At 58.1% G+C, this 26,529-nt stretch carries 21 protein-coding genes and 2 tRNA genes; 15 read left to right on the top strand and 8 right to left on the bottom strand.

The genetic code is table 11. From position 1 onward, the window contains the following. Positions 1-62 precede the first annotated feature (62 nt). Positions 63-1,118, top strand: coding sequence for a sigma-70 family RNA polymerase sigma factor (locus ABJT94_RS03750; RefSeq protein ID WP_348473982.1), 1,056 nt, complete (start codon positions 63-65; stop codon positions 1,116-1,118). A gap of 15 nt (positions 1,119-1,133) precedes the next feature. On the opposite strand, the gene ABJT94_RS03745 is transcribed toward ABJT94_RS03750, so the two are convergent. From ABJT94_RS03745 to ABJT94_RS03715, 7 genes are all read right to left on the bottom strand, one after another. Beyond that, the gene (locus ABJT94_RS03745) at positions 1,134-2,657 is read right to left on the bottom strand and encodes a cryptochrome/photolyase family protein (RefSeq protein WP_348473983.1); all 1,524 of its coding nucleotides are present in this window, start codon (positions 2,655-2,657) and stop codon (positions 1,134-1,136) included. Positions 2,658-2,727: 70 nt separating this feature from the next. Next, entirely contained in the window at positions 2,728-3,216 is a 489-nt protein-coding gene (locus tag ABJT94_RS03740) for a GNAT family N-acetyltransferase (RefSeq protein ID WP_348473984.1), read from the bottom strand. Beyond that, positions 3,213-4,265, bottom strand: a complete 1,053-nt coding sequence (gene gshB / locus ABJT94_RS03735; RefSeq protein ID WP_127560537.1) for a glutathione synthase — start codon at positions 4,263-4,265, stop codon at positions 3,213-3,215. The genes ABJT94_RS03740 and gshB overlap by 4 nt, the downstream gene beginning before the upstream one ends. A 138-nt stretch (positions 4,266-4,403) precedes the next feature. Next, on the bottom strand, positions 4,404-5,039 hold the full coding sequence (locus tag ABJT94_RS03730) for a CDP-alcohol phosphatidyltransferase family protein (RefSeq protein ID WP_348473985.1): 636 nt from the start codon (positions 5,037-5,039) through the stop codon (positions 4,404-4,406). Continuing rightward, positions 5,032-5,670 carry an ATP-binding cassette domain-containing protein gene (locus ABJT94_RS03725; protein ID WP_348473986.1) on the bottom strand — a complete coding sequence of 213 codons (639 nt, stop codon included), beginning with the start codon at positions 5,668-5,670 and terminating at the stop codon, positions 5,032-5,034. The genes ABJT94_RS03730 and ABJT94_RS03725 overlap by 8 nt, the downstream gene beginning before the upstream one ends. A 16-nt stretch (positions 5,671-5,686) precedes the next feature. Beyond that, on the bottom strand, positions 5,687-7,396 hold the full coding sequence (locus ABJT94_RS03720) for an ABC transporter permease (protein ID WP_348473987.1): 1,710 nt from the start codon (positions 7,394-7,396) through the stop codon (positions 5,687-5,689). Next, positions 7,393-8,595 (bottom strand): ABC transporter substrate-binding protein, encoded by a 1,203-nt coding sequence (locus ABJT94_RS03715; protein ID WP_348473988.1) that lies wholly within the window; start codon positions 8,593-8,595, stop codon positions 7,393-7,395. Before ABJT94_RS03715 ends, ABJT94_RS03720 begins: the two co-directional genes overlap by 4 nt. Positions 8,596-8,891: 296 nt before the next feature. Here ABJT94_RS03715 and glnE point away from each other — a divergent pair, with 296 nt between their 5' ends. Both glnE and ABJT94_RS03705 read left to right on the top strand, forming a co-directional pair. Further along, positions 8,892-11,732, top strand: a complete 2,841-nt coding sequence (glnE, locus tag ABJT94_RS03710; RefSeq protein ID WP_348473989.1) for a bifunctional [glutamate--ammonia ligase]-adenylyl-L-tyrosine phosphorylase/[glutamate--ammonia-ligase] adenylyltransferase — start codon at positions 8,892-8,894, stop codon at positions 11,730-11,732. Positions 11,733-11,908: 176 nt separating this feature from the next. After that, positions 11,909-12,907 carry a branched-chain amino acid aminotransferase gene (locus ABJT94_RS03705; protein WP_348473990.1) on the top strand — a complete coding sequence of 333 codons (999 nt, stop codon included), beginning with the start codon at positions 11,909-11,911 and terminating at the stop codon, positions 12,905-12,907. Positions 12,908-13,019: 112 nt separating this feature from the next. Here the strand turns inward: ABJT94_RS03705 and ABJT94_RS03700 are convergent, their stop codons facing one another. Then, entirely contained in the window at positions 13,020-13,331 is a 312-nt protein-coding gene (locus tag ABJT94_RS03700; protein ID WP_127560551.1) for a YhbY family RNA-binding protein, read from the bottom strand. 383 nt (positions 13,332-13,714) lie between these two features. Between ABJT94_RS03700 and ftsH the strand changes: the two genes are divergently transcribed. The 12 genes from ftsH (at position 13,715) to truB (ending at position 26,447) form a co-directional block, all read left to right on the top strand. Continuing rightward, positions 13,715-15,637, top strand: coding sequence for an ATP-dependent zinc metalloprotease FtsH (ftsH, locus tag ABJT94_RS03695; protein WP_348473991.1), 1,923 nt, complete (start codon positions 13,715-13,717; stop codon positions 15,635-15,637). An 81-nt stretch (positions 15,638-15,718) separates the two neighbouring features. After that, on the top strand, positions 15,719-16,573 hold the full coding sequence (gene folP, locus ABJT94_RS03690) for a dihydropteroate synthase (protein WP_348473992.1): 855 nt from the start codon (positions 15,719-15,721) through the stop codon (positions 16,571-16,573). 60 nt (positions 16,574-16,633) lie between these two features. Next, the gene (gene glmM / locus ABJT94_RS03685) at positions 16,634-17,986 is read left to right on the top strand and encodes a phosphoglucosamine mutase (protein ID WP_348473993.1); all 1,353 of its coding nucleotides are present in this window, start codon (positions 16,634-16,636) and stop codon (positions 17,984-17,986) included. A gap of 157 nt (positions 17,987-18,143) precedes the next feature. Beyond that, positions 18,144-18,899: a triose-phosphate isomerase gene (gene tpiA / locus ABJT94_RS03680; protein WP_348473994.1), complete on the top strand. Its 756-nt coding sequence runs from the start codon at positions 18,144-18,146 to the stop codon at positions 18,897-18,899. Positions 18,900-18,902: 3 nt separating this feature from the next. Next, positions 18,903-19,244, top strand: a complete 342-nt coding sequence (gene secG / locus ABJT94_RS03675) for a preprotein translocase subunit SecG (protein ID WP_181952738.1) — start codon at positions 18,903-18,905, stop codon at positions 19,242-19,244. 27 nt (positions 19,245-19,271) lie between these two features. Beyond that, a tRNA-Leu gene (locus ABJT94_RS03670) sits at positions 19,272-19,358 on the top strand. Between the two features lie 153 nt (positions 19,359-19,511). Continuing rightward, positions 19,512-19,588, top strand: a tRNA-Met gene (locus ABJT94_RS03665). A gap of 581 nt (positions 19,589-20,169) precedes the next feature. After that, on the top strand, positions 20,170-20,631 hold the full coding sequence (gene rimP / locus ABJT94_RS03660) for a ribosome maturation factor RimP (protein ID WP_348473995.1): 462 nt from the start codon (positions 20,170-20,172) through the stop codon (positions 20,629-20,631). Positions 20,632-20,688: 57 nt separating this feature from the next. After that, positions 20,689-22,188, top strand: coding sequence for a transcription termination factor NusA (nusA, locus tag ABJT94_RS03655; protein WP_348473996.1), 1,500 nt, complete (start codon positions 20,689-20,691; stop codon positions 22,186-22,188). A gap of 19 nt (positions 22,189-22,207) precedes the next feature. Then, positions 22,208-24,796: a translation initiation factor IF-2 gene (infB, locus tag ABJT94_RS03650; RefSeq protein WP_348473997.1), complete on the top strand. Its 2,589-nt coding sequence runs from the start codon at positions 22,208-22,210 to the stop codon at positions 24,794-24,796. A gap of 283 nt (positions 24,797-25,079) precedes the next feature. After that, the gene (gene rbfA / locus ABJT94_RS03645; protein WP_348473998.1) at positions 25,080-25,523 is read left to right on the top strand and encodes a 30S ribosome-binding factor RbfA; all 444 of its coding nucleotides are present in this window, start codon (positions 25,080-25,082) and stop codon (positions 25,521-25,523) included. A 3-nt stretch (positions 25,524-25,526) separates the two neighbouring features. After that, complete coding sequence (gene truB / locus ABJT94_RS03640; RefSeq protein WP_348473999.1) at positions 25,527-26,447, top strand: tRNA pseudouridine(55) synthase TruB; 921 nt, start codon at positions 25,527-25,529, stop codon at positions 26,445-26,447. Positions 26,448-26,529 lie beyond the last annotated feature (82 nt).

Below are 26,529 nucleotides of genomic sequence, written 5' to 3'. Positions count from 1 at the left end.
CGCCACCCTGTTGGGAGTTAATCGGTTCAGATCCAGTCGAACGAATTGGTATAGGTGCAACGATGAATGCTCACAATCCGGCCTGGTTTGCTGCGGCGGCCGACGCAGAGTACAACAGTTACGCCGAATGGAGCCGCCTGCATCCGCTGCTGACGGCGGAACAGGAGCGCGCCTGGCTGCAACAGCACCAGGACGCCTCACTGGCGCTGGTACGATTGACACATGGCATCGGTAAAGCCTGGTGGCAGGCTCGCTATCCGGGGCTGGACTGGAGCCAGCGCGACTGGATCAGGACCATTTGGGACAAGCGACCAAACCACGCCGACATGACGGCCTTACGTGCCTGGTATCTGGAGCAAAATACCGGACCGACCATGCTGCCGCGCCTGTGGCGGCGGCTGCTACAATCCCGTGAAATGTTGCTTGGATCGAACATTCGTCTGGTGTTTAGCGTGGCTCATCAGCACGTCAATCAGGGGCTGGACCTGACCGACCTGGTCCAGGAAGGTCAGTTGGGTCTGATGCGTGCCCTGGAAAAGTTCGACGTTCGCCAGGGAACACGCTTTTCGACTTACAGCCATTATTGGATACAGCAATTCATTCGGCTTGGGCTGAAAAATCAGGCAGCGCTGATTCGCAAACCCACCAACGTGGTCGACGACGTTAAACGCTTTCAGCGGCAACTGGTGATGGTGCAACAGACGGCGGGCAAGCCCGTGTCGGTAGCGACCATCAGCAGGGAGCTCAACATGGACGAAGCACAGGTCCGGCATTTTCTGGAACTGGGGTTAAGTCCGCTGTCACTCGATGCCCCCTTGTCGGATGATGGGGCTGACAGCTGGGCCAGTCATCTGGAAGCGACCGATCTGACCACCTATGAGGCCACCGAGCAGAGCGAGGTGATCGACCGGATCCGGCAGTCGCTGGGCATTTTGGGCCACCGCGAGAAAGTCATAGTGGCCCTTCGTTATGGCATTCAACAAGGCCGCGAATATGGTTACCGGGAAATTGCAGATCAGCTTGGCGTCAGCCGGGAGCGAGTCCGCCAGCTGGAAAAAGAGGCGCTGACGAAACTGCGGTTGCACTGGGACAAGCCTGATTCAATGGCGACGCAGTGAATCAGGCGACCGGTATTACAGCGAGGGAAGGCGAGCAATTAATTGTTCGCCCTGCTGCCACAACGCATCGCGTTCTGCCTCATTCTTTTTATCCAGATTCCGGTACATCAGGCTCATGCGGCCATTGCTGCGAAAGCGGTCCTGATGGCGTATCAAGAAGTGCCAGTACAATCCATTAAACGGGCAAGCGCGGGTGCCCGTTGACTCCTTTACCTTGTACCAGCAAGTTTTACAGTAGTCCGATTGCCGGTTGATATACTGGCCAGAAGCCGCGTAAGGCTTGCTGGTCATGCGGCCGCCGTCGGCATGAAGCGCCATGCCCAGGGTGTTGGGTCGTTCGACCCACTGATAGGCATCCACATAAACGCTCAGGTACCACTCGCTGACCGCCTCCGGATCGAGCCCTGCAATCAACGCGAAATTCCCGGTGACCATGAGGCGTTGGATATGGTGTGCATAGCCATAAGCCCGGGTTTGGGTCACCGTCTGGTGCACGCAGTTCATGCGGGTTTCTGCGGTCCAGAAATAGGCCGGCAGGCTCTGGTGATGGTCGAGGCCGTTCTGGGGTTCGTACAGGCGCAGACACCAGTACAGCCCCCGCACAAACTCCCGCCAGCCAATGATTTGTCGAATAAAACCCTCAGCGGCGTTCAACGGTATCCGGTCGCGGTAATAGGCATCGGCCACGGCCTCGCAGATTTCCAGTGGGCTCAACAGGCCCTGATTCAAGGCAGATGACAAGCGGCTGTGAAACAGCCAGGGCTGATCGTTGGCCATGGCATCCTGAAAGTCGCCGAAGTAGGCCAAATGACTGACCGCATGGTTTAGCGTGGCTTCAGCCTGAGCGCGAGTTACCGGCCAGAGGCCCGGCTGAACGTCACCCCAGCCATCGGCGAACCGGTCGTCGATCATGTCCGCGACGCCCTGGTCGATGCTGTCTGGCTCGAACAGCAGAGGGGCCGGAGGCACGGGGTCGCCTCGCCAGGCGCGGCGGTTGTCGGCGTCGAAATTCCACTGGTCGCCCTCCGGCTGGTTGTCTTCGGTCATCAGAAGCCCTGTGCGCTGGCGCATCCAGCGATAGAAATACTCCATGCGCAAAGCCTTGCGACCGTCCGCCCAGGCGGCAAAATCGGTCAGGGAAATTAAAAAACGCGTATCTTCCAACACCTCGACGGGGCATCCAAAATGCGTCTCCCAGCGGGCTATGTCAGTCAGCAGCCGGTGCTCGCCGGGTTCGGTTACAACGATGCAGTCAATGCGGTGTTCGGTGATCACGGCTTCGACAGCCTCTCGCAGGCTGCCATGAGCCTTGGCGCCATCCAGAGGGAAGTACTGTACGCGCCAGCCAGCTGACGCCAGCGTATCGGCAAAGTGCCGCATGGCACTGAAGCAGTTGAAGAGTTTTTGCCGGTGATGGGGCACATATCGGGCTTCGGCCCAGACCTCGGCCATGACGATGATATCGCGGTCGCGGTTCAGGCGGCGAAGGGTCGGCAGTGTCCGGGAAAGCTGGTCACCAAGAATTAGACCGAGTTGCATGCGAGCCTCTGCGGGGAAACGGTTAAGGTTGCAAAGGTACGGAATGAACCGGGGTCTGGATGGTTGACGATCAGAGCGTGTGTTGCCAGCGTTGCAGCCATTGCTGGCTGTCGCTGAGAAAGTCACCGGTGTGCACGAAGCCGGTCTGGGCCAATACCGCCTGCGAGGCTAGATTGCCGGTGGCGGTTACGGCAACCACCCGGGCAAGCCTTTGCGCCCTGGCGAAAGCGCACAACCAGCGTACCAGTTCGGTGGCATGACCCTGACGGCGCCAGTCGGGGTGAGTGCGGTAACCCAGTTCCACCGTGTTTTTAATGGGTGGACCCTTGAATCCGCCGGCGGCCACGGCCTCACCCCCCCGATACACGCAGGCGGGGCGATACCAGAGCGCCTGTGTTGGCTCGGTCAGTATGTGGTTTTGCAATTCCAGCAGCAGTGCGGGGTGGCCGAAAAGGGAGCGGCACTGCTCTGGCCGGGCCTGCAGTGCCGCGATATCCGCATCGGAAAGCCAGTCGATACGCAATGGCGTACTCGGGTCTGGCCGGTTTATAGGGGTCATTCGTTGTCCAGTAGATCCCGCGAGCGCAGGTCGGACAGGCGCTTCATCAGGTGCTCCAGTTCAGCGTGCTTCTCACGCCGCTCACTGACCCGGTCTTCCAGAAAGTCGATAACCTGCTTCTGCAATTTTACCTTGCTCAGTCGGTTGATGTTGGTGATACCACCCGGGTTGCAGACGTTGACTTCGAGCAGGCGTTCGCCAATCAGGTCCAGGCCGACAAAGTCGAGGCCATCGGCGACCAGCTTGGGGCCGATTTTACGGCAAACGCGTTTCTGTTCTTCAGTCAGCTTCCAGATGTGGGCACTGCCACCGGCCTGGATATTGGCGCGAACATCGCCGTCTGCCGGCTTGCGATGGTAAGCGCCAATGGCCTTGCCATTGAGCATGAGCACTCGCACATCACCGTGCTCGGCCCCTTCAATGTAGGCTTGCAGAATGACGTAGTTGTTGCGTTCCCGGTCGATGTAAAAGTCGAGCAAGCTCTTGATGCTCGATTGTGCCGCTTTTTCGAGCACGATGACGCCGTGGCCACCGCTGCCATCCAGAGGCTTCAGAATCCACTTGGCGCGGTCGCTCTCGCGAATGACACGCAGCAGGTAATCCTTGTTCTTGGAGACATGGGTCTCCGGCAGGAAGTGGTTTTCCGGGTCGTGAAAGGTGGTGGTGTACAACTTGTTACTGGCCTTGCGCACGCCATCGACATCGTTGATGACCAGTGTCTCGTTCTTGACGGCATCGAGGAAGCTCAGAATGGTCGGGTCGATGGGCGGATCCTTGCGGATCATGATGCAATCGAAGGCATGCAACGGCAGCATTTTCTCGTCGAAACGAATCTTCTTGTACAGCGTGGAGACGCTTTCCGGGACCTTGTCGATCGGTTGAATCACCCGCGAAAAGCCGTTCACCACGTTGTTGCGCACGGTCAGGTTCTGCGGGTAGAGCAGCGCCACCTTGTGGCCGCGCGTCAGGCATTCCTGGATCATCACCAGGGTAGAGCTTTTTCCGGGTTCGATGTCTTCCCAGGCGTTGATCAGAAAAGCAATGTACATGGCTTACCCTTTGCGAATAGTCGAAGTTGGCGAGTATTGGATTCGATGCTGCCATCAGCCTAACCCCTTGATGGCCAGGCGGCAACCGGGCGGCGGAGTTTACGGTTTAACCCCGGGGCGCTGCAAAGGCTTTATGCGTCAGACGTCCTGGCGAGCGGTTGCCGGGTCGTCTTTCAGGCTGTGGTAGCCCCCCACAACCCGGGTTGCTGTGGTGATGACGCATAGCCCGAAGAAGGCCCAGGCAAGCCCGACGAAGTGCCCTGGAAACAGGCACATGGCGACCAGAAAGGCGATGGTTTCCGTGCCTTCGGCCAGCCCTTCGAGGTAGTAAAAACCCTTGCTGGGGTAGGTCATGCTGCTCAGCTTGCGCCGCTCGGCCAGAATGGCATAGGCGAGAAAGCTGCTGGCGGTGCCCATAAAGCCCCAGAGCAGAAACGCCGCTGCCAGCGCGTTGTCGGCCGGGTTGGCCAGTGCAAAACCGGCCACTACTGCAGCATAAAAGATAAAATCCAGCACAATGTCGAGCAGTGCTCCGCCGTCCGTGGCGCCCTGCAGTCGGGCGAGTTCACCATCGAGCCCGTCGGCCAGCCGGTTCAGCACAATCGCGATCAGCGCCAGGGTGTAAAGCTGAAACCCAAGCAGGGGCACCACCAGCATGCCCAGTGCAAAACCGGCCAGGGTGACCTGATTGGCGCGAATGCCCTGTTGGTCGCAGCCTCGAGCCAGCCGTTTAAGCGGGGGCTTGATCAGGGTGAGGGTCCAGCGGTCAAGCATCGGTGGTCTCCAGGGTAATCAGCAGGCCCTGTTCGGGCCGGTCGGCGGGGTCGTGGGTAACCATCAGCGCTGGTATGCCAAGCTCAATGATGCGGCTGAACACCCAGTCCCGGAACTGGCCACGCAGGTGTTGATCCAGCTTGGAAAAGGGTTCGTCCAGCAAGATCAGGCGCGGTTCGGCCAGCAGGGTGCGCAACAGGCTGATGCGGGCGCGTTGCCCGCCGGACAGGGTGGCGACGTCGCGCTGTTCAAAAGCCGCCAGCCCGGCACTGGCCAGTGCCGAAGCGATGCGGTCGCGCTTTTGCACCCGGTTCAGTTTGCCTGGCAGCGCAAACACCAGATTCTGATAGACGTTTAAGTGCGGGAAAAGCAGGTCGTCCTGAAACAGAATGCCGACCTGGCGGTGTTCAATTGGCACACTGAGCAGGCTTTGGCCATTGAGCCGGATGTCGCCGCCCAGTTCAAAGGCCGGTGGCAGGGTGCCGGAAATGGCCGCGAGCAGCGTTGATTTGCCGGACCCACTAGGCCCCATAACGGTCCCGATTTGCCCGGGTTCCAGATGCACCGTCAGTGGCTGGAAAAGAGGGCTGTGATTGAGCGCGAGGCTCAGCTGTTCGATGTCGAATGCCATGCGTTGTCCGTTCATGTCAGGTTTGGCTCTGTTGCAGGGCCCGGTGATGCCGGTAGCGCCAGGCAGCGAGCGACAGCGCCAGGGCAAAGCCGATCAGCGGCAACAACTGCTGCACCAGTGCATAAACCGCCATGCTGCGCCGGTTACTGCCACTGGCCAGACTGACGGCCTCGGTGGTAATGGTGGCAAAGCGTCCGCCGCCGATAAACAGTGTCGGCAGGTACTGGGCGACCGATACCGCAAAGCCTGTGGCCAGGGTATAACCCAGTGGCCGCCACAACTGCCCGAGTTTAATACGCCAGAACGTTGTCAGCCGATGTCCGCTGAGGCTCAGGCCAACCCAGGTGTAACGCTCGTCATAGGCGCGGTAGGGGCCACTCAGCGTTAGAAAGGTGTAGGGCAGCACGAACACCAGATGCGACCAGACCAAGACCCACCAGCGTCCCCCCAGCTCCAGCCAGGCCAGACTGACCTGAAAGCCGAACAGGAAGGCAATTTGCGGCACCAGCAGCGGTAAATACACCACCCAGAGCAAGCGTTGAGCCGTAAAGCCCGGTTTCAGCTGGCGCAACCGTACCTCGTTTTCCAGCGCACCAATCACCAGCACCAGTGCGATGACCGCTGCGCTCAGCCCGGTGCTAAGCGTTAGCCAGAGCGGGTCGAGCAGGCGCTCCGGAGCACTGGCCCAGGTACGGGAGCTAAAGGGATCGGGCCAGAGCCCGGGGAAGCGCCACTGACCGGCAAAGGACCAAAGGATCAGGACGAACAGCGATCCCAGGTAAAAAAGGGTGCCGGGTATCAGTACCAGTGACGCCCAAAGACGCAAACCCAGCCTCAGACGAGGGCGTTTGCCATTGCCCAGCAGACGCAGACACAGCCACCGCAGGGGGCGTTCCAGGTAGTACAGAATGGCCAGCGACAGAACCGTCACTAACAACAGGGTGGTAGCGGCTGCCGCCCCTGGTAAGCGCAGCAGCAGGTCCGGGTCGTTGAACAGACGGGTGGCCATCACGGCCAGGGTCGGTGGCGCAGTTGGGCCGGCAATGAGCGCAATGTCCACAACCGACAGGCTGAAAGCGACCACGGCGTAGAACGGCAGCCGCAAGCGGCCGTAAAGGACGGGCCAGATCAGCGTCAGCCAGACCTTGCCCGGGCGATAACCCAGGCTGGCACCAAGCCAGAGCGTTTTTTCCACCTTCAGAGCAGGAAGGGAAGCCAGTGCCATGAACAACAGAAACGGAATTTCCTTCAGCGCCAGAACCAACATCAGGCTAAGGCCATAGGGGTCTTTGAACGTCATCCAGTTGGGTGGGTACTCCGGCCAGCCAGTCATCACCGCGAGCCAGCGAACCAGCCAGCCACTGGGGGCGACCAGGAAGCCGATGCCAATGGCAAAGGCGGCATGGGGAACCGACAGGATGGGTGCCAGCATTTTCTCCAGCCGGCGAAACCCCCGGGAAGGATAAAAGGCCATCAGGATCAACAGGGTAGCGCCCAGTGCCAGCAGGGATGAGCCAAGGCCGGTTAGCACCGACAGACGCAGGGCTGTTCCGGCGCCCGGGTAGTGCAGCAGATCAACCCAGGGGGCTAGCGACAACGAGCGCTGCCCCAGCGCGGGAAACCAGCCGAAGGCGGGTAACCAGGTACCCGCCAGCCCGACCAGTACCGGTGTTAGAAACGCCAGTAGCAGCAGGCGCGGGAACCAGGGGAGTAACCGGGTGATCAACGTGCGTAACGTTGCTGCCAGGCGCGTTCCAGGGCCGGAACCCAGCTGGCGTCCGGTTCGCGCAGGACGGTGCCGAGCTCATCGGCCGAGAGTGTGGCCACGCCTTCCGGCAGTTGCTCGAACAGTGCCCGGTCGGATTCCGATAGTTTGTCGAGCGCCAGTACCGTGGGGTCCCCCCACACCGAGGTATCTGCTTTTTGCGCCTGGGCTTCCGGTGACATCAGGAAATTGGCAACGACCTGGGCCGCTGCTGTGTGGTCGCTGTTGTAGGGGATGCCGACAAAATGCGTGTTGCCGATAGAGCCGGCGTCATGAACGTAGGTACGCACTGTGTCGGGCAGTTCGCCGTTGGCGATGGCATTGCTGGCGTCGTTCGGGTTGAACGACAACGACAGGACAATTTCACCATCGTTCAGCAACTGAGTCATTTCCGGGGCGCCACTGGTAAAGGTCTCTCCGTTGCGCCACATCAGCGGGTGCAGCAGATCCAGATAAGCCCAAAGCGGTTCAGTGACGGTGTCGAAATCGGCGTCATCGACCGGGCTGTACAGGGGTTCACGATCGGCGGCCAGTTCAAGCAGGGCCTGCTTGAGAAAGGTGGTGCCGTGAAACGCCGGTGGCGCCGGGTAGGTTACCCGGCCCGGGTTGTCGCGGGCAAAGTCGAGCAGATCGAGCATGGAGCGAGGTGTTTCATCGACACGCGCCGTATCCGCCATAAACACCAGCTGTGCCATGCCCCAGGGGGCCTCGAGGTTGTCGACCGGGGTGGTGAAGTCAAACAGGGTGGTGGGTTTGTTGTCGGTATCGACCAGGGGGTAGTTCGGCAGATCCTGGGTGAAGGGACCAAACAACAGGTCGTTCTCTTTCATGGCGGCGAAGTTTTCACCATTGATCCAAACCAGGTCGGCTGCGCCACCGCTATCGCGACCAGCGGTTTTCTCCGACAGAATCTGGCTGATCGTGGTGCCGATTTCGGCCACTTTCACGTGTTCGAGTGTTACCTCGAACTCGTCTTCAACCCGCTCGGCAGCCCAGCGCAAATAGTCGTTGATGACCTCACTGCCACCCCAGGCGTGAAAATAGACTGTCTGGCCCCGGGCTTGCTCCAGCGTCTCGGTCCAGCTGGTTTCTGCCAGGGCCGTGCCCGTGGCCAGTGTTGCCGTCAGGGTCGCGGCGAGCGCCCAGCGATGTCGAATCATGCGGTATCCTTTTTAAACTGATTGATGGAATGGGTAGTCTATGCTTTCGGTCGGAGAGTCCAGTTTCGTGGTGCTGCGCCTGTGCGGGTCTCCACCCGATCCCTGCCGGGATAATGGTACCTTAAATAAGAGTCGTACGACGGCCGCGTTTCTTACACCTCTTGATCGCACCTTGAATACCACGTGCCGTCGTTCAACCCCTTACGCAGTCGGAGTGTCAATCGGATGCAGTTTCCATGCGCTCCGGGTTTTGGCAGTATCCGGTAACCCATCACCTTCAATAAGAGAGAACTGCTGTGACGCCACCTTCCACGCTAGACGCTTCCTTCCAGGATCGGCTTGAACAGGCCAGAACAGCCGGGCTTGAGGCCGATATAGCCCGGCGGCTGGCCAGAACGGCGGTGTGCAGCCCGTGGTTCGATGAGTTGTTGAGCGTCTGCGGTATGACAGAGGTTGCACGATGGGTCACAGATCCGCAGCCTCCCGACGCTGATTTGGAAGCGCTCAGCGCCCACTGGCCACTGGATGACCTGGACCCGGCCAAGGCCGACTTGCGCAACTGGCGCAACCGGCAAATGGCCCGTTTGATGGTCGAGGATGCCAATGGCCAGTCGACAGCCCGGAAAACGGCTCGGGCGGTGTCAGACCTGGCCGATATCGCCATCCGGTGTGCGGTGACCTACGCCGAGGCTCACTGGACTGAGCAATGGGGTGCACCGGGCCCGTCCCAGTTTGGCGAACAGCATCAAAGCCTGGTTGTGTTGGCCATGGGTAAGCATGGCGCGCGCGAGCTGAATTTGTCGTCAGACATTGATCTGATCTTCGCCTTTCCCAGCCAGGGAGAAGTGAGCAACGGGCGTAGCCACGAGGAATTTTTTACCCGGGTCGGGCGTACGGTTATCCAGTTGCTGGATACCCGTACCCCAGAGGGTTTTGTCTTTCGGGTCGACATGAGATTGCGACCCTGGGGCCAGAGCGGTGCTCTGGTCAGTAATTTTGCTGCCATGCACCATTACTACACCCATCAGGGCCGGGAGTGGGAGCGCTTTGCCATGGTCAAAGCGCGCCCGGTTACCGGTGCGCCGGCAGCACAGGCCGAGTTGGAGCAGGACCTGAAAGCCTTTGTCTATCGTCGCTACGTTGACTTTCACGCGCTGGGCGCACTGCGACGGCTGAAATCAATGATTCAGAAAGAGGTTCGCCGACAGCAACTGGAGGACAACATCAAGCTGGGGCAGGGGGGGATTCGCGAGGTTGAATTCATCGCCCAGGCGTTTCAACTGATACGAGGCGGGCAGGACATTGCCTTGCAGGAGCGCGGTACCTGGCCAGTGTTGTCGATGCTGGCGGACGAGGGCTATTTGCCGCCCGACGTCAGCCGAGAGCTGACGGAGGCTTACGGGTTTCTGCGCGATCTCGAACACCGCATACAGGCGCTGCGCGATGAACAGACGCAGCGACTGCCGGGGGATGACACCGACCGGGCGCGCCTGGCCTGGTCCATGGGGTGTGATTCGGTTGAGGCCCTGCTGGCGCAGCTGTCGCATTACCGTGAGCGGATACACCATCATTTCCAGCAGGTGGTCGCCGAGGATGCCGAATCCGCCCGGGCGCTGAATCCGGATATGGTGGCCCTGTGGCGTGACGGGCGGGTTGAGTCGGCCGACGTTGACAGCCGAGACGCCGAGGCGGTACTGGCCTTTCGCAACGAAGCTGCAGTGAAGCGTTTGCAAGGGCAGGCTCGCGACAATCTGGATCAGGTGATGCCCATGCTGCTGACTGAGTTAGCTGGCAATGACAGGCTGGGCAGCGGGTTCGAGGCATTGCGCCCGATTCTGGAGGCTATTTTGCGCCGGTCGGTGTATTTCGTCCTGTTGGCCGAAAATCCGGACGCGCTGCGCCAGCTGTGCCGACTGGCGCCAGCGTCTCCGTGGATCGCCAACCTTTTCGCCCAGAAACCCTATTTGCTCGATGAACTGTCTGACCCCGACAGCTTGTACCGCCTGCCGCAGCGTGGCGAACTGACCGATGACCTGCACCAGACGCTGCTGCGGGTGCCTGCGGACGACCTGGAACAGCAAATGGAAGTGCTGCGCCATTTTCGTCATGGTCGGGTATTGCGGGCGGCAGCCTGCGAAGTCGCTGCCATGCTGCCACTGATGAAGATTTCGGATTACCTGGCCTGGGTCGGAGAGGTTGTGGTTGAGCAGGCTCTGGCGCTCGCCTGGCAACAGATGGTCGACAAGCACGGGCGGCCCAGCCGCGATAATGGCGACTGGTGTGAACTCGATTTTGGCGTTGTCGCCTACGGCAAGATGGGCGGGCTGGAGTTGTCCTACGAGTCGGATCTTGATCTGGTGTTTCTGCATCAGGCCTCGGCCCAGGGGGAAACCGAAGGCCCGAAGGTGATCGACAACGTGGTCTTTATGGCTCGGCTGGGGCAGCGGCTGATCCATTTGCTCAGTACCGCGACGCCGAGCGGAATCCTCTATGAAGTGGATACCCGGCTGCGACCCTCCGGCAATTCCGGTCTGCTGGTGACCAGCTTGACCGCATTCGAGAAGTATCAGAACAGCAAGGCCTGGACCTGGGAGCACCAGGCACTGGTCCGGGCCCGGTTTATTGCGGGCGACCCGGAGCTGCAGACGTCGTTCAACGCGGTCCGACAGAATATTCTGCAGCGGCCCCGCGACCGCGCGACACTGCGCGAAGACGTGATTCAGATGCGCCGGAAAATGGTGGGGCACTTGTCCAGCCAGGCACAAAAGGGCAAGGCGGATGAGGTTTTTCACATCAAGCAGGACCCGGGAGGCATTGTTGACCTGGAGTTTCTGGTGCAGTACCTGGTGCTGGCCTACGCCGACGACCACCCCGAAGTCGCCCGCTGGTCTGACAATGTGCGCTGCATCAAAGCCCTGCGCGAGGCGGGCGTACTGACCGGTGAACAGGCCGACCAGTGGCTCGATGCCTACCTGACCCTGCGCGAGCACACCCACCATGCAGTGTTGTCAGGAACCTCCACAACGGTGCCGGTGGCACAGATGACCCCCGAGCTGGCTCGGGTGCGCGAGCTGATTCGGGCGCAATGGCAACACTGGCTCGGCGCCGAGTCACCGGCCGAGCAGCCACCGCAATGACCGGGTGTTGGCGGGGGTGTCAGGTGAGGAATACAGTGTTGATATCAATGCATGGTGTTCAGGGCCTTTGGCGCTAGAGTCCGGCTCTTAACTTGGCATACAATGAGGCATCGTCGACTAAGGGTCGACGCCTCGACCACGGGCTTGAATCTGGCCCACAGCATTGGGAATTTGTAATGGCCGCATTTGGTACCGTATTCATGCCACAGATGGCATTGGCTCAGTATGACAATGGCGCTTGGAGCCAGACCGAGATCGTGTCGTCCAATTCACTCACACTGCACCCGGGCGCGCACGTATTGCACTATTCCAGTACCTGTTTCGAGGGTCTCAAGGCGTTTCGCCATGCCGACGGTTCGGTCAATATCTTCAGGATGGATGCCAACATTGAGCGCATGGCGCAAAGCAGCCAGTTGCTGAACCTGCCAGCCATCGACAAAGCTCAGCTGAAACAGATGATCATCGATATCGTCGCTCGCTTCAAAGACGATGTGCCCGAGACGCCGGGGTCCATGTACATTCGTCCAACGCATATAGGCACCGAAGCGGCAATCGGCAAAGCGGCTGCTCCGACCGAGAGTTCTCTGCTGTATGTGCTGTTGTCGCCGGTTGGTGACTATTTTGCCGGTGGTGGCAAGGCGCTGTCTCTGCTGCTCGAGGAAGATGGCATGCGCTGTGCCCCGCACATGGGCATGGTAAAGAGCGGTGGCAACTACGCCAGTGCGCTGGGCCCTATTTTGGCGGCCAAATCCCGTCACGATGCGGATCAGGTATTGTTTTGCCCGAATGGCGATGTTCAGGAAACCGGTGCTGCCAACTTTATTCTGATCGATGGCAACGAAATCATCACCAAGAGCCTCGACCGTTCCTTCCTTCACGGCATTACCCGCGATTCGATCCTGACTCTGGCCCGGGACCGGGGCATGACCGTCAGCGAACGCAGCCTGAGTGTGGACGAATTGCTTGAGCGCGCGGCAAAGCCGGGTACTGAGGCAGCTTTGTCGGGAACCGCCGCGGTATTGACGCCCGTAGGCACCCTGATTCGCGGTGAGCAGCGATTTTCCGTCGGGTCTGGTGAAGCCGGTGAAACAACCCTTGCCCTGCGTAAAGCACTGAATCAGGTTCAATGGGGCGAGTCCGAGGATCCGCACGGCTGGCTAACGCCGGTCAAGTAACGGGGTCTGTTCCGGGAGGTGAGTCACCTCACCGGTTCGACGGGGCGCTTACCAAAGTTTTACAACGGAGTAGGGCAGGTATTGGCCCCCCGCCCCGTAGCGCTGAGCGGAGTCAGTTGCCGAGTCGGGTCAGGTTGGACAGTTTGGGGTTGGGTTTCTTTGCCTTGCGCAGCAGCAGGGCGACCCGGCCGATGGATTGGATCAGGGTGGCACCGGTTTGCTCGCAGGCAGACTGGATCAGGGCGTTCTTCTGATCGCGATCAGCGACATTGACTTTAATCTTGATCAGTTCGTGGTCGTTCAATGCGCGGTCGATCTCGGCCAGCACGGTTTCCGCCAGGCCTTTCTCGGCGATGGTTACCAGCGGGTTCAGATCGTGACCTATGGTACGGTAGCGTTTTCGTTGTTCCTGACTCAAACTCATGGGTGTCTCTCAGACTCAGTTGCTTGCAAAAAACGGCATTGTACTTTAGAACACCCTGCCAAACACAGCCCAACCAGGCAGGAAGCCGGACAAGGCTGCAGATCAATCGGGATGATAGCCCGGTTGTTCTTGCAATTTAATTACTGCACCCCATTATTTCGGTGTGCAAAAAGTCTGTGCCAGTTGGCATTTGAGGCTTGAGGGCAGGTCTTATTCCGAATAGCCGGATAAGTCTGCTGACCGAATTTACGCGTAGATACCGGGCTGATATCACACCATCACGCCGGTGTTGCGCACCCGTCTCTGGCCACCCGAGGGTAGGCCGGGACGGAGACAAACGACCTACGCAGCCTGGCTGCCAACGAGGGTAAAAGTTGAACGATATGGCTAAAAATCTGGTTCTATGGCTGATTATCGCGGCAGTTCTGCTGGCCGTTTTTAACAATTTTGATACGACGGCCACCTCTGAAGAAATGAGCTATTCCCGCTTTGTGCAGCAGGTAGAGCAGGATCAGGTGCGGTCTGTGGTTTATCAGGGGCTGACCATTAACGGTGTTCGTCGCGACGGTTCAACATTCGAGACCGTGCGGCCGCCTTATGTGGATGATTCCGAGCTGATCGACAACATGATCGAGCACAATGTTGAAGTGGAATCCAAGCAGCCGGAACAGCAAAGCATCTGGTCCCAGTTGCTCGTGGCTGCCTTCCCGATCCTGATCATTCTTGCTGTGTTCATGTTCTTCATGCGCCAGATGCAGGGCGGTGCCGGTGGCGGCAAGGGTCCGATGAGCTTTGGTAAGAGCAAGGCCAAGATGCTCAGCGAAGATCAGATTAAGACCACCTTCGCAGACGTAGCCGGTGTTGAAGAAGCTAAGGAGGACGTCCAGGAGCTGGTCGAATTCCTGCGCGACCCGGGCAAGTATCAGCGTCTGGGTGGTCGCATTCCTCGTGGCGTCTTGATGGTCGGTTCGCCCGGTACCGGTAAGACCTTGCTGGCAAAAGCCATTGCCGGTGAAGCCAAGGTACCCTTCTTCTCGATTTCCGGTTCCGACTTTGTCGAAATGTTTGTTGGTGTGGGGGCATCGCGCGTACGCGACATGTTCGATCAGGCCAAGAAGCAGGCGCCATGCATTATCTTTATCGACGAAATCGATGCCGTAGGCCGTTCACGTGGTGTTGGTATCGGTGGTGGTAACGATGAACGCGAACAAACACTGAACCAGTTGCTGGTCGAGATGGACGGCTTTGAAGTCAACGATGGCATTATTGTTATCGCGGCCACTAACCGGCCCGATGTGCTTGATCCGGCACTGTTGCGTCCCGGTCGGTTCGACCGCCAGGTCGTAGTAGCACTGCCCGATGTTCGTGGACGTGAACAGATACTGAAAGTTCACATGCGCAAGATTCCGGTGGGCGACGACGTTGATGCGTCGGTGATTGCTCGCGGTACACCCGGTTTCTCGGGTGCAGATCTGGCCAACCTTGCCAACGAAGCGGCGCTCTTTGCGGCACGCCTCAGCAAGCGCACCGTGTCGATGGAAGAGTTCGACCGGGCGAAAGACAAGATCATGATGGGTGCTGAGCGCAAATCCATGGTCATGTCCGAGAAAGAAAAGATCAATACCGCTTATCACGAGTCTGGCCACGCCATTATTGGCCGGCTGGTACCCGAGCACGACCCGGTCTACAAGGTCAGTATTATTCCGCGTGGTCGTGCCCTGGGTGTGACCATGTACTTGCCTGAAGAAGACCGTTACTCAATCAGTAAGCGTCAGCTGGAAAGTCAGATTTGTTCGCTGTACGGCGGCCGAATTGCCGAGGAAATGACCAACGGTAAGGAAGGCGTGACCACGGGTGCGTCGAATGATATTGAGCGGGCGACGCAACTGGCTCGCAACATGGTGACCAAGTGGGGCCTGAGTGAGCTGGGTGCCCAGCAGTTTGAAGAAGAACAGCAGGGGTATCTGGGCAGTCAGTCGTCCATGGCACAGCTGTCTCCGGAAACCGCTCGCGCGGTTGACTCGGAGATTAAGAGTATTCTCGACCGGTGTTACAAAACCGCCAGTGAATTGCTCGAAGCCAATCGGGATAAGCTCGAAATGATGAAAGATGCGCTGATGGACTATGAGACCATTGATGCCGAGCAAATCAACGACATTATGAACGGCAACAAGCCAAGAGCGCCCAAAGGCTGGGACGATCGGGATTCAGGTGGTGGCAAGGCACAATCAGGCGAGCCTGCCGATACCACGGCTGAACCCTCTCAGGACCAGGCTGATCTGGACCGGGACGGCCAGACCGAATAAGCCTCTGGCTCGGCAAAAATTTTGAAACGGCGCTCCGGCGCCGTTTTTTTATGTAAGCATTTGTTTAAAGGAGTCGCCTTCATGACGGGTACTCACGCCAGCGGGTCTGGTTGGCTATTTGGTGATCGTTCGTTGGATCTCAGCGTTACCCGGGTTATGGGCGTGGTGAACGTGACTCCCGACAGTTTTTCAGACGGTGGCCGGTTCATTAAGGCCGAAGCCGCTCTGGCCCAGGCTCGGCGCCTGGTGTCGGCCGGTGCCAGTATTCTGGATGTGGGTGGCGAGAGCACGCGCCCGGGTGCCACCCCGGTCAGCGTACAGCAGGAGCTGGACCGGGTTGTGCCCGTGGTTGAGGCGCTGGCGCAAGACACCGAGGTGATCTTGTCGGTCGACACCAGCACCCCGGAGGTCATGCGGGAGGCCGCGCGAGCTGGAGCGCACCTGATCAACGATGTCCGTGCCCTGTCTCGCGAAGGGGCCATGCAGGCCGCCGTAGAGACCGGCCTGTCGGTATGTCTGATGCACATGCAGGGCCAGCCCGGCACGATGCAGATGAGTCCGGAATACGACGATGTGGTTGCTGAGGTTGAGCGTTACCTCGATGCACGGATTAGCGCCTGTGAGGCCGCCGGACTGCAACGTCAGCAACTTTTGGTTGACCCGGGGTTTGGTTTTGGCAAGACACTGGGCCACAATCTCAGTTTGCTGAAGCATTTGCAGCGCTTTACCCGCTGGGGTTGCCCGGTGCTGGTGGGGCTGTCGCGCAAATCGATGATTGGCGATGTACTGGGCAAACCGGTCGATCAGCGTCTTTATGGCAGCCTGGCCGCTGCTGTTGCCGCGGCGATGAACGGCGCGTCCATCGTGCGTGTGCATGATGTGGCGGAAACCGCAGATGCCATTGCCGTGATCAACGCCCTGCACCAGTCGGCGTAAGAAAAGTCGTGTTTTTGGGGTGGCTTTGGCAAAAGCACCTTAAACCAAGGAGAAGAACGAGTGAGTCAGGAAAAACAGTATTTTGGCACGGATGGCATACGGGGCCGGGTTGGAAGCGGCGCCATTACTCCTGAATTTCTATTGAAACTGGGCTGGGCTGCTGGCCGGGTGTTCGCCAGTGAAGGACATAGCAAAATACTGATCGGCAAAGACACCCGAATATCGGGTTATATGTTCGAGGCGGTTCTGGAAGCCGGCTTGTCGGCTGCCGGGTGCGATATCCTGCTGGTTGGGCCAATGCCAACGCCAGCCGTAGCCTATTTGACCCGTGCGTTTCATGCTGACGCGGGTATTGTCATTTCAGCCTCGCACAACCCCTACTACGACAATGGCATCAAATTCTTCTCCGCAGACGGCACCAAGCTGCCGGATGAGGTGGAGTTGTCCATCGAAGCCGAGCTTGAAAAGGTGATGACCACGGCTGAGAGTCACTTGCTGGGTAAGGCAGTGCGCATCAACGATGCCGGTGGTCGGTATGTGGAATTTTGTAAAAGTACCTCGGGCTACCTCAACCTGGATGGCCTGCACATCGTGCTCGATTGTGCCCACGGCGCCACCTACGATGTGGCTCCCAAGGTGTTTCGGGAGTTGGGCGCCAGGGTCAGCCTGGTTGGAGCCACGCCGGACGGCCTGAACATTAACAAGGGCGTGGGATCGACCCATCCGGCCAGTCTGCAGCGAGCCGTGCTCGAGCAGGAGGCTGATCTGGGTATCGCCTTTGATGGCGACGGCGACCGGGTGTTGATGGTCGACAATGAAGGTGAGCTGGTCGATGGCGACGAGTTGCTGTACCTGCTTGCCATTCATCTGCACCGCCAGAATCGTCTGCAGGGGGGGGTGGTCGGTACGCTGATGACCAATCTGGGTCTTGAAGTGGCGCTCAGGAAAGAGGGCATCGAACTGGTTCGGGCACAGGTTGGTGATCGCTATGTGATGGAGCAGTTGCACCAGCGCGGCTGGGTGTTGGGGGGCGAAAATTCCGGGCACCTGGTATGCAAGCATGTCACCACCACAGGGGATGGCATTGTCGCCGCATTGCAGGTGCTGTGCGCCTTGCAGTCTGCCGACCAGACACTGTCTCAGGCCAAATCCGGCATGCGCAAGTACCCCCAGGTCATGATCAATGTGCAAATGCCGAACAAGATGGATGTTCAGGCGTTGCCTGAAGTACAGGCCGAGTTGGATGTGCAGGCCGGGGTGTTGGGCGATGCAGGTCGGATTCTGCTGCGACCGTCCGGTACTGAACCGCTGGTTCGGGTCATGGTCGAAGGGGAAGACATTGGTCAGGTCAAACGCAGTTGTGAGCGGTTGGCCGGGGTCGTCAAGGCGGCGGTCGAGGCTGCAGCGGTATAATTTGCCGGAAAAAGTCACCCCAATTGCAAAGAATAGCCTGGTCAGCCACTGGGGTTTATGGGGTAAGCTGTTGTTTTAACCCCGTTTTTCCCAAACAGCCTGTTGCTCGGCCGGTGGAAAGGCAGTACACTCTGCGCCCGATTTAAGGAGGTCAGGCATGCGACGCAAACTGGTAGCCGCAAACTGGAAGATGAATGGCGATAAGGCTGCAAACAGCGCTTTGTTGACGGCATTTGTACAGGGAATCGATACCGCAGCGGTCGATGCTGTTGTGTTTCCTCCGGCTGTGTACCTGGATCAGGTAGCATCGGCTGTCGCCGGCAGTGGCATTCGATATGGTATTCAGAATGTCCATGCTGCTGAGAAAGGGGCCTATACCGGTGAGATTTCACTGGGAATGGTGAAGGATTTTGGGGCCGACTACGTTTTGGTAGGTCACTCTGAGCGTCGTGAACTCTTCGCTGAAAGCGACAGTGTTGTCGCCGGGAAGGTTCAGGCCGCGTTGGCCGCTGGTGTAGTGCCGATGCTTTGTGTCGGCGAGACGCTCGCCGAGCGCGAAGCTGACCAGACAAAAGCCGTTGTCGGTCGCCAGTTGCGGGCGGTATTGGATGTCGTTGGCATTGATGCATTCGCGACGATTGTTATTGCCTATGAGCCTGTTTGGGCGATAGGCACCGGCAAGACCGCTTCGCCCGAACAGGCTCAGGCGGTACATGCGTTTATTCGAGGTTTGTTGGCGCAGGCGTCCGAGTCTGTTGCCGGGAAGTGCCAGGTGCTCTACGGCGGCAGTGTCAAGGCGTCCAGTGCACAGGAATTGTTTCAGCAACCCGACATTGATGGCGGGCTGGTAGGGGGAGCATCGCTGCTCGCCGACGAGTTTGTTGCGATCTGTCAGGCTGCGAAAGGGGTTTAACGAATGGCTATCGAAAATTTGGTGTTGGTGGTTCATGTTCTGCTGGGTCTGGGTGTTGTCGGTTTCGTACTGATTCAGCGTGGCAAGGGCGCCGATGCAGGGGCCTCCTTTGGTGGCGGTGCCTCGCAAACCGTGTTTGGCAGTGGTGGCAGTGCCAACTTTCTGACCCGCACCACCGCCATACTGGCGACCGGTTTTTTTCTGACCAGTTTTGGCTTGGCGTACATTGCCAAGCAAAAAGCAGAAGGTCTTGATGACCTGGGTCTGGATATTCCTGCGGTTGAGCAAACCGAGGAAGCGCCAGTCGCACCCGAACAGAATACTTTGGATATACCGGCCGAGTAAGGAATAGCCCGACCGGGGAGCGCTTTTGCCGACGTGGTGGAATTGGTAGACACGCCATCTTGAGGGGGTGGTGGGCTTATGCCCGTGCTAGTTCGAGTCTAGTCGTCGGCACCACTTAAAAGGCCTGTGCGAGCAGGCCTTTTTCTTTATTGGGGGACTTTCCGGGCTTTGCCTTGAAAGTCGGGCGGGGCATCCCTATAATGCCGCCGCCTGAGGAGTGTGAATTCCTCGAAGTTTTATAGTCCGGATTGATAGGACACGTGTTGTTGCGGGGTGGAGCAGTCTGGTAGCTCGTCGGGCTCATAACCCGAAGGTCGTAGGTTCAAATCCTGCCCCCGCTACCATATTTAGAAAGTTGGTAAGCGAGAGCGCCCCGAAGGTCGTAGCCGGGACGCCGGCCGGTTAAATCCTGCCCCCGCTACCATATTTAGAAAGTTGGTAAGCGAAAGCGCTCCGAAGGTCGTAGCCGGAGCGCCGGCCGGTTAAATCCCGCCGCCGCTACCATTTAGATAGGTGAAAGTCACCGTCGATCACGCGGTTTTCACCGAACAACGTACACGGATAGGTATGTTGTAGGGTCTGCAGACCCTCGGAAGCCAGAGGGCCTTCCGACTCATAGACTGGTCTGCGAGACCACGACTTGAAGCCCCTCCTAGCAGGGGCTTTTTGTTAGCAGGCTGGTCGGTTTTCCGTAGAGCTTCGTGTTTTGAAGCTCACCTGCGTGAACCGCACGAGTGCGGAACCGTTGGGATCTCAGTGTTATCGATCTGGGCCTGCGGAGCCAACGGAAGGCGTTGGTTCCAAAGTTGCCCTTTTTTTGGCTCTGAAAAAGTCAACTAAGGGCACAACATCATCGAATAGAGGTCAGTGGCAAGCGCCACTGGCAACAGGCAGGCCCGGAAACCGGGCTCACAGAGGGGTTTGAATGGCAAAGGTCGACGAACTGAATGCAATGCTGGAACCGGTGATTACCGGTCTGGGTTTTGTATTCTGGGGTCTGGAGTTTTCAGCACAGGGCAAACACAGCACCCTGCGCGTGTACATTGATCACGAAGCGGGGATCAATGTGGATCAATGCGCGGAAGTGAGCCGCCAGATCAGCGCGGTGATGGATGTTGAAGACCCGATCAGCCAGAACTACACCCTGGAGGTTTCCTCCCCGGGTATGGATCGTCCTTTGTTCAGTCTGGAACAGTTTTCAGCGTATCTGGGTGAGTGGGTTCAGGTGCGTTTGCGTGCGCCATTTGAAGGGCGTCGTAAATTTAAAGGTGTGCTGTCCGCGATAGAGGATCAGGACATCTGCGTGACCGTTGATGGTATGGACTATTTGTTGCCGATCGAAAGCATCGACAAAGCCAACCTGATACCGAACTTTGACAAGCAATAAACCGATTAACCGAAAGGAAAGCCCGGTCAACCGCCCGGCAAACAAGAGGCTGAGACGATGAGTAAAGAAATTCTCCTGGTCGTGGACGCAGTAGCGAATGAGAAAGGTGTGTCCCGAGAGGTCATCTTTGATGCCATGGAGCTGGCTCTGGCAGCCGCTGCCAAGAAGCGCTTCGACGAAGATGAAGAAGGCGAGATCGACATTCACGTTGTGATCGACCGCAAGACCGGTGAGTACCAGACCTTTCGTCGCTGGACTGTGATGGGAAATGATGGCGTTCCGACCCTGGGTTGCGAATGGACCACTCAGGAAGCCCATGAAGTCGACAAGACATTGCAAGAGGGCGACACCTACGAAGAGGTGATCGAGAACGCTGAATTTGGCCGCATCAGCGCCCAGGCAGCCAAGCAGATCATCGTACAGAAAGTGCGTGAAGCCGAGCGGGCAAAAATTGTTGAGCAATACCGTGAGCGTGTTGGTGAAATGGTGTTGGGTACGGTCAAGAAAGTGACTCGTGACAACATTATTGTCGACCTGGGTAACAACGCCGAAGCCGTAATGCCGCGTGAAGCGGTGATCGGGCGTGAAACCTTTCGCATTGGAGACCGGGTGCGCGCTGTGTTGCAGGACATTCGTGCTGAAGGCCGTGGCCCGCAGCTCGAACTGAGCCGTGCCAGCAACGACATGCTGATCGAACTGTTCCGCATTGAAGTGCCGGAAATTCAGGAAGAAGTGATCGAAATTCGTGGTTGTGCCCGTGACCCTGGCTCTCGCGCCAAGATTGCGGTGAAAACCAATGACGGTCGTATCGACCCGGTGGGTGCCTGTGTCGGTATGCGCGGTTCGCGTGTGCAGGCAGTATCGAACGAACTGAACAATGAGCGTGTCGACATCATTTTGTGGGACGACAACCCGGCCCAATTGGTGATTAACGCCATGGCACCGGCTGAAGTAGCTTCCATCGTAATGGATGAAGATACCAACACCATGGATGTCGCGGTTGCCGCCGACAACCTGGCCATTGCCATTGGTCGCAGTGGACAGAACGTTCGGCTCGCCAGTGAGTTGACTGGCTGGGTGATCAACGTGATGACCGAGGAAGAAGCCGACGAGAAACAGGAAGAGGAAGCCGGTCGCCTGGTTACCTATTTTGAAGAGAAGCTGGATGTCGATGAAGACATTGCTGCCATTCTGGCAGAGGAAGGCTTCACCACACTGGAAGAGGTCGCTTACGTACCTCTAGAGGAAATGCTTGGCATTGAAGGGTTTGACGAAAACATCGTGACCGAACTGCGTCAGCGCGCAAAAGATATGTTGCTGACGCTGGAACTGGCGAGTGAAGAGCAACTGGATTCCGCAACACCCAGTGACGACTTGCTGAGCCTGGATGGCATGGATGAACACCTGGCCCGCCTGTTGGCGAGCAAAGGCATCGCCACGATGGAAGATCTAGCGGAACAGAGTATCGATGACCTGATGGACATCGATGATATGGACGAGGAACGTGCCGGCCAATTGATCATGGCAGCACGGGCACCTTGGTTTGAGAATGAGTAATCACGGGTAGGAGGAATCCATGGCAGAAGTCACCGTTAAACAACTGGCGGAAAGCGTTGGTACACCCGTTGATCGTTTATTGAAACAAATGAGCGATGCTGGTCTGCCGCAAAAGTCTGAGGGCGAAGCGGTTAATGATGACCAGAAGCAGACACTGTTGACGTATTTGAAAACAAGTCACGGTGAAGACAGCGGAGCCCCCAAGAAAATCACGTTGAAGCGCAAAGTCACCACCACGTTGAAAACCAGTGGTGGCGGTCGCGGCAAGACAGTCAATATTGAAGTGCGCAAGAAGCGTACTTACATGAAGCGCGATGCCGTTGAAGGCAGCGGCGATGCAGCACCGACTGAAACGCCGGCCCCTGTGGCGACTGCCGATACGTCGGCCAGTCGTCGTGCCGAAGAAGACGCGAAACTCGAAGCAGCACGGGCACGTGCCGCCGAAGAGAAGGCGCGTGAAGAAACGGCCAAGCGCGAAGCTGAAAAAGCGCGCACTTCAAAAGTACAACCGAAGAAAGTTGAGGAAGAGGTTGATCCGCAACTGGCGGTCGCGGACGCCGAGGCCAAAATGGCCAAGGAAGATCGCACCACCGACAAGAAAAAGCACAAGACGGCTGAGCGCCCGATGCGGGTGGACGATGGCCCGGCTGCAGACAGCCGCAAGGCCGGTCACAAGAAGGGCGGCAAGAAAGCGGAAGTGGCGCAGCGCGTTAACACCGGTCGTGGCGGCAACAAGCATCAGCAGATGCTGTCGGCACTGGACGATGGAGATGGCATGGGCCGTCGTCGTCGCGCCAAGCGTGGTGGTAACAAGAAGCGTGATCACCAGTTTGAGCGCCCGACCGCACCCGTAGTGCGCGAAGTACAACTGGGTGAAGCTATCACCGTGGCTGAACTGGCCAGTCAGATGTCGGTCAAGGCCGCTGAAGTGGTCAAGATTCTGTTCAAGATGGGCGTCATGGTGACGGTTAACCAGGCCATCGATCAGGACACCGCGATTCTGGTGATCGAGGAAATGGGACACAAGTATACCGTGGTGAATGAAAACGCCATGGAAGACGATGTGATGGAGGTCAGCTACAGCGGTGAAGAGTCACCTCGCGCACCTGTTGTAACCGTCATGGGTCACGTTGACCACGGTAAGACAAGCTTACTCGACCATATTCGTCGTACTCGTGTTGCATCCGGTGAGTCTGGTGGTATTACCCAACATATTGGGGCATACCATGTTGAAACCGAGAAAGGCATGATTACTTTCCTGGACACTCCTGGTCACGCGGCCTTTACCGCTATGCGTGCCCGCGGTGCCAAGGCAACGGACGTGGTGATTCTGGTTGTTGCCGCAGACGACGGTGTGATGCCGCAGACCGAAGAGGCGGTTCAACACGCCCGTGCGGCCGGCGTTCCTCTGATTGTGGCCATCAACAAGATGGACAAAGAAGCGGCCGACCCGGACCGGGTGATCAACGAGCTGTCTCAGCGCGATGTGATTCCCGAGTCCTGGGGTGGTGACACCCAGTTTGTTCAGGTGTCGGCGCATACCGGTCAGGGCATCGATGAGCTGCTCGATGCGGTTCTGTTGCAGGCCGAAGTGCTTGAGCTAAAAGCACACCACGAAGGCCCGGGTAAGGGTACCGTCGTGGAATCGAGCCTCGACAAGGGCCGTGGCGCTGTTGCCACTGTTCTGGTTCAGTCCGGTCGTTTGAAGAAGGGCGATGTGGTTCTGGCCGGTACTTTCTACGGTAAAGTGCGTGCTTTGTTGGATGAAACCGGCAAACAGATCGAGGAAGCTGGCCCGTCCATTCCGGTCGAGATTCTCGGCCTGAACGGTACGCCGGATGCCGGTGACGAGTTTGTGGTGTCGGAAAGCGAGCGTTCAGCCCGTGAAGTCGCCGAGATGCGCTCTATGCGCACCAAAGAGTCGGCACATGCCCAGCAGCAGGCGGCGAAACTCGATGCTCTGTTCCAGGGTATGGGTTCCGAAGACAAGAAGGTGCTCAACGTCGTACTGAAGACCGACGTTCGCGGCTCACTCGAAGCCCTGACCGCTTCATTGCAGAAACTGGGCAACGAAGAAGTGAAGGTGAACGTGATTGCCAGCGGCGTGGGTGCGATCTCAGAATCTGATGCTAACCTCGCGATTACCTCGCAGGCGGTTGTCTTCGGTTTCAACGTACGTGCCACCGGTAAAGCCCGGACAGTGATCGAGCAGGCAGGTCTGGATCTGCGTTACTACAACGTGATCTACAACCTGATCGATGATGTCAAAGCCGCACTGAACGGTCTGTTGTCGCCGGATCTGCGTGAAGAGATTGTCGGCCTTGCCGAAGTACGTGATGTCTTCAACTCGCCCAAGTTCGGGCAAGTGGCCGGCTGTATGGTCATCGAAGGCAGCATGCACCGCAGCAAGCGCATTCGCGTACTGCGTGACGAAGTGGTCATCTACGAAGGCGAGCTGGAATCTCTGCGTCGCTTCAAAGACGACGTCCAGGAAGTTCGTCAGGGCATGGAATGCGGTATTGGCGTCAAGAACTACAATGACGTTAAAGCCGGTGACAAGATCGAAGTCTTTGATGTTAAGGAATTTGCGCGCACCATCGATGATTGATGCGTAGCCGGTTCCTAACAACCCCGGCTTGTCCGGGGTTGTCTGTTTTATAGAGGCACGTTTCCGCGTTCGGGTTTGCTTTGTTGCCATGAGTTCGTGCCAGGCACCGGGTGTACCTATCCGGGGGCGGCGTGAACCCTTCCATGGGGCCTAGACCGTAGCATCCATGCTACGGACTTCCCCGGAAAGGTACACCCGGCACCTGGCACTTAGTGTATTGCGAACGCTGAAATTTGAGTTACATAAACCGAGTTATTTCCCCTATTCGCAAGAGGGCCACATCATGGCCAAAGAAAACAGTCGTATCCGGCGCATTGCCGACCAGATGCAGCGTGACCTGTCGGTGATTATCCAGCAGGAAGTGAAGGACCCGCGCCTAGGCATGGTGACCCTGAACGACGTTAAGGTCAGCAAGGATTTGTCCTACGCCGATATTTATTTTACCTGCATGGTGTTCGGTGAAACCGCCGAAGCCGATATCGAGCGCAGTGAGCAGGAAGCGGTACTGAACAAGGCCGCTGGCTTTTTGCGTACTAACCTGGCTCGCGAGCTTAAGCTGCGGGTCATGCCGTTACTGCGCTTTCATTACGACCCAACACTGGAGTCGGGTGCGCGGTTGTCGGGTCTGATCAACGAAGCCGTGCGTCAGGATAAAGCCAGAAACACCGACGACGCTGCAGACGAAGGCTCTTCAGACGAGCAGTCTTCAGACAAAGACCCGTCCTGATTCATGGCACGTCGCAGAAAAGGACGCGCCATCGACGGCGTTATCTTGCTGGACAAGCCATCGGATTGGTCTTCAAACGGTGTGCTGCAAAAGGTGCGCTGGTTGTTCCAGGCGCAAAAAGCCGGTCACACCGGTGCGCTGGACCCGTTGGCAACGGGCCTGTTGCCCCTCTGCCTGGGTGAAGCGACCAAATTTACCCGTTTTTTACTGGAAGCCGATAAGGCCTATCGAGCGGTTGCCAAACTGGGCGAACGTACCGATACGCTGGATGCCGAAGGCGAAGTCACCGAGACCTGCCCGGTTCCCGAGCTCGATAGCGCTGAGGTAGAGGTACTGCTGGCGGAGCGCTTTACTGGCGATATTGCACAGATTCCCCCCATGTATTCGGCGCTGAAGCGGGATGGCAAAAAGCTCTATGAGCTGGCCCGTGAAGGCAAGCACATAGAGCTAGAGCCCCGGCCGGTGACCATTTTCAGTCTGAGACTGGTCAGCCTGGTGGATGATGAGATGGTATTGGATGTGCACTGCTCCAAAGGCACCTACATTCGAACCCTGGTTGACGACATTGGCCAGGCCCTCGGCTGTGGCGCTCACATAACCGCGCTGCGACGCACAAAACACGGCCAGTTCTCACTGGACAACGCCGTGACGCTGGATGCGCTGATCAGCGAACAGGAAGCTGACGGTCCCGAAGCCCTCGACCGACACCTCTTCAGCCTCGACGACCTGCTCGCCGAGTTACCTGTCATCACCCTCACCGAAGGCCAGACACGGCGCTTCAGCCACGGCAACCCGGTCAGCGATGGTCTGGAACTAAAGCCCGGTCAATACCGGGTTAAGGACGACGAAAGTGGTCGTTTTCTAGGTGTGGGCGAGGTGGTTTCAGATAGTTTATTGCAACCGTTACGGCTGGTTGCCAGTTAGGCCTAATTAGGTGGCAGTGGCCCGCGGAGGATGCCGGTTGTACCTCTGTGGGATCGGCGTGAATCCATCCGTGGAGCCTAGA

The sequence above is a fragment of the Saccharospirillum sp. genome, from assembly GCF_039982735.1.
In the GTDB taxonomy this organism is placed as follows: Bacteria; Pseudomonadota; Gammaproteobacteria; order Pseudomonadales; family Natronospirillaceae; genus Saccharospirillum.
The sequence above is the reverse complement of the archived record's forward strand: the minus strand, read 5'-3'. Positions and strand labels throughout refer to the sequence as shown.